Source organism: uncultured Thiocystis sp. (assembly GCF_903866365.1).
Classification (GTDB): Bacteria; Pseudomonadota; Gammaproteobacteria; order Chromatiales; family Chromatiaceae; genus Chromatium.
In genome coordinates this window covers 1-10574 of sequence record NZ_CAIPNF010000233.1, presented here as the reverse complement: position 1 = coordinate 10574, position 10574 = coordinate 1, and the positions used below count along the sequence as shown (strand labels likewise).

10 protein-coding genes and 1 pseudogene are annotated in these 10574 nt (G+C 62.1%); 10 read left to right on the top strand and 1 reads right to left on the bottom strand.

Annotation, left to right across the window (positions count from 1 at the left end; translation table 11 throughout):
- The first annotated feature begins 224 nt into the window (after positions 1–224).
- Positions 225–869, top strand: coding sequence for a hypothetical protein (locus QZY07_RS13040; protein WP_363184178.1), 645 nt, complete (start codon positions 225–227; stop codon positions 867–869).
- Here QZY07_RS13040 and QZY07_RS13035 read toward each other — a convergent pair.
- Positions 866–2772 (bottom strand): annotated as a pseudogene (locus QZY07_RS13035) (methyl-accepting chemotaxis protein). The gene QZY07_RS13040 and the pseudogene QZY07_RS13035 overlap by 4 nt on opposite strands.
- A 403-nt stretch (positions 2773–3175) precedes the next feature.
- Between QZY07_RS13035 and QZY07_RS13030 the strand changes: the two are divergent.
- The 9 genes from QZY07_RS13030 to QZY07_RS12990 all read left to right on the top strand — a co-directional run.
- Positions 3176–4537 (top strand): TrpB-like pyridoxal phosphate-dependent enzyme, encoded by a 1362-nt coding sequence (locus QZY07_RS13030; protein WP_295403322.1) that lies wholly within the window; start codon positions 3176–3178, stop codon positions 4535–4537.
- A 493-nt stretch (positions 4538–5030) separates the two neighbouring features.
- Positions 5031–5279, top strand: coding sequence for a monovalent cation/H+ antiporter complex subunit F (locus QZY07_RS13025; RefSeq protein ID WP_295403319.1), 249 nt, complete (start codon positions 5031–5033; stop codon positions 5277–5279).
- Complete coding sequence (gene mnhG / locus QZY07_RS13020; protein ID WP_201091835.1) at positions 5280–5633, top strand: monovalent cation/H(+) antiporter subunit G; 354 nt, start codon at positions 5280–5282, stop codon at positions 5631–5633.
- Positions 5630–5884: a hydrogenase subunit MbhD domain-containing protein gene (locus QZY07_RS13015; RefSeq protein ID WP_201091837.1), complete on the top strand. Its 255-nt coding sequence runs from the start codon at positions 5630–5632 to the stop codon at positions 5882–5884. Before mnhG ends, QZY07_RS13015 begins: the two co-directional genes overlap by 4 nt.
- Positions 5881–6648 (top strand): hydrogen gas-evolving membrane-bound hydrogenase subunit E, encoded by a 768-nt coding sequence (gene mbhE / locus QZY07_RS13010; protein ID WP_295403313.1) that lies wholly within the window; start codon positions 5881–5883, stop codon positions 6646–6648. The genes QZY07_RS13015 and mbhE overlap by 4 nt, the downstream gene beginning before the upstream one ends.
- Before the next feature lie 2 nt (positions 6649–6650).
- Positions 6651–7028 (top strand): sodium:proton antiporter, encoded by a 378-nt coding sequence (locus QZY07_RS13005; protein WP_295403310.1) that lies wholly within the window; start codon positions 6651–6653, stop codon positions 7026–7028.
- Between the two features lie 2 nt (positions 7029–7030).
- Complete coding sequence (locus tag QZY07_RS13000) at positions 7031–8554, top strand: proton-conducting transporter membrane subunit (protein WP_295403307.1); 1524 nt, start codon at positions 7031–7033, stop codon at positions 8552–8554.
- Positions 8551–10350 carry a proton-conducting transporter membrane subunit gene (locus QZY07_RS12995; protein ID WP_295403304.1) on the top strand — a complete coding sequence of 600 codons (1800 nt, stop codon included), beginning with the start codon at positions 8551–8553 and terminating at the stop codon, positions 10348–10350. The genes QZY07_RS13000 and QZY07_RS12995 overlap by 4 nt, the downstream gene beginning before the upstream one ends.
- A 3-nt stretch (positions 10351–10353) precedes the next feature.
- A partial coding sequence (locus QZY07_RS12990) for an NADH-quinone oxidoreductase subunit H (RefSeq protein ID WP_295403301.1) occupies positions 10354–10574 on the top strand: 221 nt, incomplete at its 3' end.

The window sequence follows — 10574 nt, the reverse complement described above, 5'->3', positions numbered from 1 at the left end:
GTCTTCCGCCGACTCATGGAGCAGGCGGTCGTTACCGAGCCCGTCACTGAAGCCGCAGTGACGCATGGCTATAAGTGGTGACCACAACATATAGGGCGTGGAGGCACTAACCGACCACCCCCCTTCCGGAAATCGCCTAAGCCGGTTGAACCGCCGATACGGGATCCGTGATCCGGTTGACATCGACGGCGACCAGCAGGTCATGGGTGCCGCCGCCGTAGAAAATGCCGCGCAGGGGTGACATCCTGAAAATTACGGCCAACCGCGGTGGTGATGTACTGCTCGTTGGGGATCTGGTCGTTGGCCAGGTGCGGCGCCAGCTCTTCCCGTCGTCGGACCGTCCCGAGCTCTTGGTCGACCTTCAATTGCCGCAAAACGCCTCGATCCATGCGACCGAGCGTCTGCTCAACAAGTTCGAGCAGATCCTGCGCGACGATCCCGAGTTCGCGCCCGAGATCGAACGCTGGAGCACCTACATCGGCCAGGGCGCCATCCGCTTCTATCTGCCGCTGAACGTGCAGTTGCCCAACCCCTTCTTCGCCCAAACGGTCGAAACGCTGCGCAGTCTGCCGGTGTCGCTGCCCAACGGTCGCACCATCCCGCTCAGTCAGTTCGCCGTCTTCGAGTACGCCATTCTCGGCATGATCCCGATCGCGCCCACGGTGTTCTGGGGCTCGATGGCCTTCGCCATCATGGGCGGCCTCGCCGTCGCCTCGCTGCTCACGCTGGTGTTCCTGCCGACGCTCTATGTGACCTGGTTCGGGGGCGTGGCGCCCGGCCGCGATGGAACGGGGCCGGATATCCAGCGTCAACCCAAGCGTCGCATCGCTCATGCGATGCGACGGCGGATATCCGGTATCTATCCTTAAATCCTGAACCGACCAACCCTGTCCTGCAGCTCGGCCGCCAGGCGCGCCAGTTCCCCGCTGGCCTGCGCAATGTTCGCGGAGCCGGCGGCGGTCTGATCGACGGTCCTGGAGATGATGTGGATGTTGCGGTTGATCTCCTCCGCGACGGCGGTCTGCTCCTCGGCCGCGCTGGCAATCTGGGTATTCAGATCGTTGGCAGCGGCAATCGCGCCGCCGATCGTCTTGAAGGATTCGCTGGCTTGGCGCGCCTGATCGACGCTATGACGCGCCGGGCCTGGCTGCGCGCGATCGCCGCCACGGCGCTACCCGAGCCGGTCTGCACGCGCTCGATCTTCTGGGTAATGTCCTCGGTCGAGGCGCGGGTGCGACTGGCCAGGGTGCGGACTTCATTGGCCACGACCGCGAAACCACGTCCCTGCTCGCCTGCGCGCGCCGCTTCGATGGCCGCGTTCAGTGCGAGCAGATTGGTCTGCTCGGCCACGCCCCGGATGACCTCCAGAACGGCGCCAATCTCCTTGCTATCCTCTGACAGACGCGCCACCACGATGCCCGCCTGCTCGACCTCCGCCGCCAGCCCCTCAATGGCGGTCACTGTCTGCTGCGCAATCAGATCGCCGGCATCGGCGTCTCGCTGGGTGTCCCGGACCATGCGGGCGGCCTCCGCCGTATGCCGGGCGACCTCCTCCACCGTGGCCGTCATCTCGTTGATGGCCGTCGCCACCTGATCGGTTTCGGACTGCTCCTGCATGACCTGACGACTCGTCTCGACACTGGTGATCGCGAGTTCCTCGGCGGCCGCCGCCATCTGGGACGCCGCACCCGCGGACTGCTTGACCAGTTCATGGATTCTGCCCACAAACGCGTTGAAGGCGCGGGCAAGATCAGCCAGCTCGTTGCGTCCAGTCGCGTCAAGACGGTGGGTCAGATCACCGTCGCCCGCGGCGATCGCGCGCAGACTCTCCACCGTGGCGCGAATCGGCACGGTGATGCTACGGGCGGTGAACCAGGCAAGCGCCAGACCGATCAGCAGCAGCACGCCGCCAGCCGTCAGGATCGAGACGAGAGCCGTGCGATAGGCCGCGACCGCGTCACCGCGATCAATCAGCAGTTCCAGTACGCCGACCGGATGACCCGCAAAATCATTGATCACGCGTCCGTAGGCCACTGAGTGAGCGCCCTGAACGTCCAGGTGGCGGGTCAGAATCTCGCCGTTCATGCCTCGCTGAAGCGCCTCCGGGCTGAACGCGGTGCCGCTCTCGATGGTTCCGGCAAAGATCTTGAAGCCGTCTCCATCCGGAATTTGCAGCGCGGCATCGACACGGAAGTCTTCCTTGAACGCCGCGAAAAAGGTCTGGTCGAAGGACAGCCCGAACTCGACCACGCCCACTGGCTGGCCCTGCCAGGAGACCGGCTCGACCCCTCGCACCCCCAGCCCAGCCACGCCACTTTCGAGTCCCCGCACCGGCTGATGGGTACGATTGGCTTCGACAATCGTCTGACGGATCGCCGTCAGATCGTCGCCGAAACGTTCCAGCATGTGTACGCGCAGAAAGGAGGTGGCGGGAGCGGTGAGGAATTGAAACTGGCGCACCCCCTGGCGTTCCTTCATGTAGGTAAAGATGGGGTGCGTCAGTTCGGTCAGGCGCGCGCGATCCCTCTCGGCGAACGCCTTCTGGATCTCGGGGATCTGGGCCATAGCCGCGCTCAAGGCTTGAGCGCGCTCGCCCTGCTCCGCGATCGCGTTGTTCAGGGCGAAAAACAGGTCGTCAAGATGACGACGCTCGGCGCGATCGGACATCGCGCTCAATTGCGACAGCACCAGCGGTAGAGTGATTCCAATGGTCAAGGCGAGGAGGAGGGCAAACCCAATGAGGACGCGCCAGCCGATACTGAAATTCTTCATGCATTGACATCCGTTGGATTCGCTCGAATTGGCGTCGTTGCCCAGGGTCGGCAACCCGCGCCAAACCTCGGAACCGACCGTCGGCCTGAACATCTCGCGGTTTGGATGCTACCGTCGATAACACCGTACGACAACCGGCCGGATCGGGACGAACGGGAAATTCTTCACCGTCCGCCTGATTTGTCTGGGTTTTTCGCATCATCAGGGCATAGCGAGAATTGCCGATGGCAACGTCCGACGATTCCATCGTGGCCCAACCCACTCACAAACAGCGCATGTCATGCCGGACGCGGTTTAGAATACAAGCCACGCCATGGACATGGCACAGTTGACAATCGACGACAGCGACCCGCAACAATCCGATCGCCAGTCGCCCCATTCACTACCGAGGCCCGATGACAGCATGAGCGACACGGTCAAATACCTGCTCGACGAGCAACACCTTCCCCGCTTCTGGTACAACATCAATGCGGATCTTCCCAAGCCACTGGACCCGATTCTGCATCCCGGCACCCAGCAGCCGATCTCCCCGGCGGAACTGGAGGTTATCTTCCCGCGCGCCGTCATCGAACAGGAGGTGAGCACCGAGCGCGAGATCGAGATTCCAGAGCCGGTGCGCGAGGTGCTGCGTCAATGGCGTCCTTCCCCGCTGTTTCGCGCGCGGCGGCTGGAAAAGGCGCTGAATACGCCGGCCAAGATCTTCTATAAGTACGAAGGCGTCAGTCCAGCCGGCAGTCACAAGGCCAATACCGCCATCGCTCAAGCCTTCTACAACAAGCAGGAAGGCGTCAAACGCATCACCACCGAGACCGGCGCCGGTCAGTGGGGTTCGTCGCTGGCCCTGGCGGGGTCCATGTTCGGGCTGGAAATCCTGGTCTACATGGTCAAGGTGAGTTTCAACCAGAAACCCTACCGCCGCGCCTTCATGGAAACCTTCGGCGCCGAGTGCATCGCCAGCCCCAGCAACACCACCGAATCCGGCCGCGCGATCCTGGCCGAACACCCCGACAGCACCGGTAGCCTGGGCATCGCCATCAGCGAGGCGGTGGAACTGGCCGCGCAGCGCGACGACACCAAGTACGCGCTCGGCAGCGTGCTGAACCATGTGCTGCTGCATCAGACCGTCATCGGGATTGAGGCGCAGAAGCAGATGGAGATGGCCGACGCCTATCCGGACATGGTCATCGGCTGCACCGGCGGCGGCAGCAACTTCGCGGGCATCGCCTTTCCCTTCATCGGCGAACAGATGCGCGGCGGGCGCAAGATCCAGAGCATCGCGGTCGAGCCATCGGCCTGTCCGACCCTGACCAAGGGGCTGTTCGCCTATGATTTTGGCGACACCGCCCATCTGACCCCGCTGTGCAAGATGTATACGCTCGGCTCCACCTTCGTTCCGCCGGGCTTCCATGCCGGCGGTCTGCGTTATCACGGCATGGCGCCGCAGATCAGCCATCTGGCCGCGCTCGGCTACATCGATCCGCGTTCCTACAATCAACTGGAATGCTTCGCCGCCGGGATCCAGTTCGCCAAGGCCGAGGGCATCATCCCGGCACCCGAGGCCAACCACGCGGTGCGCGCCGTGATCGAAGAGGCCGAGAAGTGTCGCGAGAGCGGCGAGGCCAAGACCATCCTGTTCAATCTGAGCGGGCACGGTCACTTCGACATGCAGGCGTATACGGATTATCTGGGCGGCAAGCTCAAGGATCTGGAGTATGCCGAGAACGAGGTCGCGATGGCGCTGTCAGGTTTGCCGTCCATCGGTTAAACCACGTCTTAGCCGATCGTCGTTGGTCAACGCAGTTGCAAACTGCTGCGTGGTATCAATCGTCATTTCATCGATGATCCAGATCAATTCGCGACCGGAATCACATGGGCGAGCCCCTGAACCATTAGAAAACACTGTATTGGTGATGGGGTTCGCGATAAAATACTTTTATTGCCGAATTTGGCAGCGTGGCATGACGCGGATCACGCCCCGACGATTGACGAAAAGAGCCACGAACACTCGATATCGAGGCGCACACGGCCAGCAACCCGTTGCCAGCCGATCAATATCCTCAAAATTTTCGCATCAATACTTCATGTGACACCGCATCCGCGATGCCACGTTTATGCCATTTTTTGGATTTCGCTGAGCACGATGAGCAAAGCCGAAGGGTCGGCGGCGCCCTTCGCCGTCAGTTCGCTCGAAACAAGACAGAGATCACCCTGAACGCGGTTTAGATGTTTGATGACCGCAATGGAATAAGGTACCGCTCATGCTCGTCGTGATGATTTTGCTTCTCCTGCCACCAATCCTGATGATTCTCTGGCGTTTTTTCAAAGGCCCCGATGCAGCTAATCGGATTCTTGCGCTGGATACACTCAGCATTCTGGTCATTGCCCTGCTGTCGCTGCTGTCGCTGTTTTATCAACGCGGCATCTATCTTGACGTGGCTTTGATCTTCGCGGTGGTCGGATTCGCGGGCGTCATCCTCTTCAGTCGTTTTCTGGAAAAGGGGGTTTAAGTGGAGTATCTGGGCTATCTCTTGATGTCTGGAGGCATGTTTTTCTTTTGGGTCAGCGGCTTGGGGCTGATTCGCATGCCCGATGTCCTGACGCGGATGCACGCCGGCGCAAAAGCGTCGACGCTGGGTTCGCTGCTGATGCTGCTTGGGATGGCCTGTCTGATGCCCGCCTGGGCACCGAAGATCCTCATCATCGCGGTCTTTATCCTGCTGACCAACCCACTCAGCTCCTCGGTCCTGGCGCGTGCGGCCTACCGTAGCGGCGCGCAGATGGTGCCGCTGGCCTGTGACGCCTGCGCCGAACGGAAAGCCGCGCTGACACCGGAAACACCCGCCGAGGAGGCCCAGGCATGACCGGATTACTCGCCATCGCGTTCTTTGCCTGGATGATCGGCGCGGCCATCATGGCCATCGTCCAGTCGGATCTCCTGCAATCCGCCCTTGGCCTGTCGCTCCTGAGCCTGGGCGCGGTCGGTCAGTTCTTTCTGCTCCAGGCACCCGACGTCGCGCTGACCGAGGCGGCCATCGGCGCGGCGGCGAGCAGCTTCGTGATGTTGATGGGCGTGCGCCAGCTTGGACGCACCGAACGGAAGGATCTCCAATGAGCCGCGTCCCACTGCGTAAACGCTTCCGCGTCCAGACCCTGCTGCTGGTCCTGCTCTGCGGCTGGCTGCTAATGCTGCACCTGACGATTCTGCTCAATCATGGCCTTGACGGACTGACGACTGGCGTTGGCGATACCTTGCTGGCGCGTAACAGCGAGACGGCTTCAGCCAATGCCGTGACCTCGGTGGTGGTGAGCTATCGCGGTTTCGATACCCTGGGCGAGGTGACGGTGCTGTTTCTGGCCGCGACCGGCGTGGGTCTGCTGTTCGCGGGCGGGCTGACGCCGTCCCCCGTTCCCCGCGACCGCGACAGCCATCCCAATGAAGTCATGGTGACGGGAACGCGCCTGCTCTTTCCGACGCTCCTGATGCTCGGCGTCTATGTCGTCCTGCACGGTCATCTCTCGCCCGGCGGCGGCTTTCAGGGCGGCGTCATCGTCGCCACTGCCTTCTTCCTGCGCATGATCGCCGATCCCGCGTTTACCCTCGATCACGCGCGGGTCGACTTCTATGAATCGCTCTCGGGCAGCGGCTTCGTGCTGTTTGGGATGCTGGGGCTGGTGCTGGTCAGCACGGCAAGCTTTCTCGGCAATTTCATCCCGCACCCGGTCGAAGCGATGGGTCAACTCGTGAGCGCCGGCGTCATCCCGCTGATCTATCTGTTGGTCGGTATCAAGGTCGGGGCGGAGGTTGGCGCGATCTTCCAGGACATGCTGGAACCGGATCCCGCGCCAGATCACGCACTCGCCGCCAGGGAGCTGTAATCATGCTGGAATTTCTCGATAGCCCCAGGGTGCTTCACGGCATTTATCTCCTGGGAAGTCTCATGCTGTTTTTTATCGGCCTGTACGGACTGCTCGCCAAGCGGCATCTACTCAAGATTTTTGTCAGCATCGAGATCATGGAACTGGCGGTCTATTTGATCCTGATCGCGCTCGCCACCTCGCCCGGCGAGACCGCGCCCATTCTCTCGGATGGCCTGCTGACGTTTACCGGCATGGCCGACCCGATCCCGCAAGCCCTGACCCTGACCGCCATCGTCATCGGCGTCGCGGTGACGGCGCTAGGCACCTCAATGGCGATTCAATATCACCGGCTGACCGGCCATGTTGGCGTCGATGCGATGACTGAACTGAAGGATTGACGATGACACTGCATTTCACGCCCGTCTGGTTCATCGCCGTTCCGCTGCTGCTGGCCTTCCTGTCGCCGCTGTGGGTGCGGCTGCGTCTGCTCATGCCGATCCTGCTGGGTGCCCATGTCGCACTCTTCGCGCTGGCGCTGTCCTGGATTCCGACCGTGCGCGTCGCGCCGCTGCTGGAAACCATCGTCATCGCCCCGCCGCTGGGGATTCATCTGCATCTGGATGCGGTCTCGCTGCTGCTGGTCGCGCTGTTCAACCTCGCCGGCGCGCTGGTCGCGTCCTTTATCTGGTTGAGCAATCGCGAATCCCATCCCTTCAACGCCGCTCAGGACAGGCTCTTCGATTCCGCTCAGGACAGGCTGCGCGGGCGTCCGGCCTTCATTCTGATCCTGCTGCTGATCGCGGGCAGCAGTGGCATGGTGTTGACCGGCGACCTCTTCAATCTCTATGTCTTCCTAGAGATTGCCGGCGTCAGCGCCTATGCGCTGACCGCGCTGCGGCGCGACAAGTCGGCCCTTGAGGCGGGACTTAAATACCTGATCATCGGTTCGGTCGCGGCGATCTTTTTCCTGTTCGCCATCGTTCTTTTGTATCTACAAACCGGCCAACTGAACATGGCCGCGCTCGCCCGCGATTTCGCTGGCATCCCGGCCCCGATGCAGGCACTCATCGGCCTGCTCATGCTGATCGGCCTGGGCATCAAGGCCGAACTCTTCCCCTTTAACTTCTGGGTGCCGGATATCTACCGGGGCAGCGATCCCGAAATCACCGCGCTGTTTTCCGGTGTCTTGGTCAAGGCATTCCTGTTCGTCCTCTTCCATTTGGTGTTCCTGCTGCTGGCCGATCCTACCGTGGCGCGAACCTGGCTGATGGCGCTGGGCGCGACCACCATGCTCGTCGCGGAGGCCGTGGCGCTGCGCCAACAGGATTTGCGCCGCATGCTGGCCTATTCCTCGCTCGGTCAGGTGGGCCTGATCACGCTGGCGCTCGGCTTCGCGTCCGAGGCGACGACCGCTGGCGCGCTCTTTCACATGGTCAACCACACCCTGATCAAGCTGCTGCTGTTCCTGTTGACCGCGTTGATGTTGCGACGTTTTCTGTCGGTCCGGCTGGCGAATCTCCAGGGTCTCGGGCGCGCCATGCCGCTGGCCGCCGGGCTGTTCGTGCTCGGTGCGCTAGCCGTGCTGGGCCTGCCGCCGCTCAGCGGCTTTGCCAGCAAGCTCTGGATTCTCAAGGGCTTCGCCGAGGCTCGGGTCTTCTGGCCGATCGCGCTGATCCTGCTAGCCGCGCTGCTGGAGGCCGGTTATTACTTCCGCTGGATCAAGGTCTTTTACGCGCCCGAACCGCCGGTGACGGCGGGTCAACCCGAGGGTGACTGGGCCTATGCGCCGCTGCTGCTGATCGCGGGTCTGCTGATTCTGCTCGGCGTGGCGCCCTTCCTGTTGGAAGACTGGTTCGTGCAGGCGGCAAAGGCACTGCTGGGACGCGGGGCCATTCTGGAAAGCGTGCTGGGAGTTCAGCCATGAACCTGATCGTTAAATTGCTCTTTCTCGCCCTCTCGCTGACGCCCGCCATGACCCTGCTGACCTGGGATGGCGGGGTCGCCTGGCCGCTGTTCGGCGGGATCACGCTGCTGTTCGATCTCAATCCGGTGTCGGGCTTTTTCCTGCTGCTGCTGGCGCTCGGCGCACCCCTGGTGGCCCTGCCGATGCTTCGACTTCGCTCAGCACGAGTGCTAGACGAAACGCGTGACGAGCCAGCTACCTATGCACTCTACGCGCTGCTGCTGTTGGGAATGCAGCTCCTGCTGCTCTCGGGCGATTTCATCGGCTTTTTCGTCGGCTGGGAGATCATGACCTGGAGCAGTTATCTGCTTCTGCTGCGCTCTCCGCGCACCAACCTGGAGGGCGCGCAGTCCTATATCCTCTTCAATCTCGCCTCCGCCTTCCTGCTGCTGGGCGGAATCCTGGTCTATTACAGCTTGACCGGCGAGTTCACGATTCGCGCCGTCGCCGGACTGGATACCCTGCAAACGCTGTCGCTGGTGACGCTCTTCGGGCTCGCCTTCCTGATCAAGGTCGGCACGCTGCCGCTGCATCTCTGGGTGCCGCGCAGCTACGATCAGGCACCCGATGTCTTCAGCGCATTCCTCTCGGCGTTGATGTCGAAGATGGGGATCTACGCGCTGATCCTGCTGCTGACGCTCTTCCCGGAAGGGCTCGCGGGACTCTTCGGCCAGTTTCTCAAGGGTCCGGCGGCGGGTTACGTGCTGGCCTGGATCGGGGTCATCACCTCCATCGTCGCCACCTTCAAGGCGATCTCGCAGGAGGATATGAAGCGTCTGCTGGCCTATTCTTCCATCGCGCAGGTCGGCTATATCGTGACCGCCATCGGGGTGGGCAGCTCGCTGGCCATCGGCGGCGCGCTCTTTCACTCGCTGGTGCATACCCTGGTCAAGCTGCTGCTGTTCATCGCGATTGCCGGGATCGTCCTGCAAACCGGACACCGCCGTTTCATCGACCTCGGCCAACTCATCGGGCGGATGCCAATCTCCTTTTTCGGCGTCCTGATCGGCATCATCGGTCTGGCCGGCATGCCGCCGCTACCGGGGTTCGCGTCCAAATATCTGATCTACGTTTCCCTGCTGGAGGCGCACTGGCTGCTGCTGCTCGCCGCCATGATCCTCTCCAGCACCGCGGCCTTCGTCTATTGCTACAAGCTGATCTACGGTCCCTTCCTGGGTCACGCCAATTCGCCCGAGGCCCGGGTGGCGACCGAAGCACCCTGGCAGTATCTCGTGCCGCAGATCGTCCTGATGGGCTTGCTGGTCGCGCTCGGGATCTTTCCGGGTTGGGCCATCGAGATCCTCATCGATCCCGTCCTGACCGCCCTGGGGATGACACCCATCGGCGCGCCAGCCTGGGGACAACTCGCCACCGCCTATGGCGGTTATGACGGCGTGGTGCTGATGTCGGTATTCGCAACGGTCTTCGTGCTGGTGACGGCGATCTTCTTCCTGCTACGCGGGCGGATGCGTCAGGCGGGCAGTCCCTACGATCTCAGTTATGCGGGCGAGGTTCCAACCGCCGAGACGCCGCTGCATTATGGTGCCGGCATGGGCCGCGAACTGCGCCGCATCCCGCTGGTGGGCTGGATCCTGAATCACAGCACACAGGGTTTTTATGCCGGCCTGGTGCGCCAGATCCAGGCCGCGGCCGGACTTCTGAGCGGGCTCTATTCGGGCAATCCGCAGACCTGGATTCTGCTCGCCGTGCTGATCTTCGCCGCGACCCTGACCCTTCAGTCAGTGACAGGAGCTTAATCGATGGTGCATCACCTCCTCGACGCACTGGCCATGCTCGGCATGAGCTATGTCATGGGCTTCCTCTTCTATGGCTTCTACCGCCAGTTCAACGCTCGCGTCCAGCGCCGCTGGGGGCCGAGCATCTGGCAGAACTTCTTCGACAACATGAAGCTTCTGTTCAAGTCGGAGACCCTCAGTCATGGCGCCATGTTCTTCTTTGGTCCCATGATCATCATGGCGGG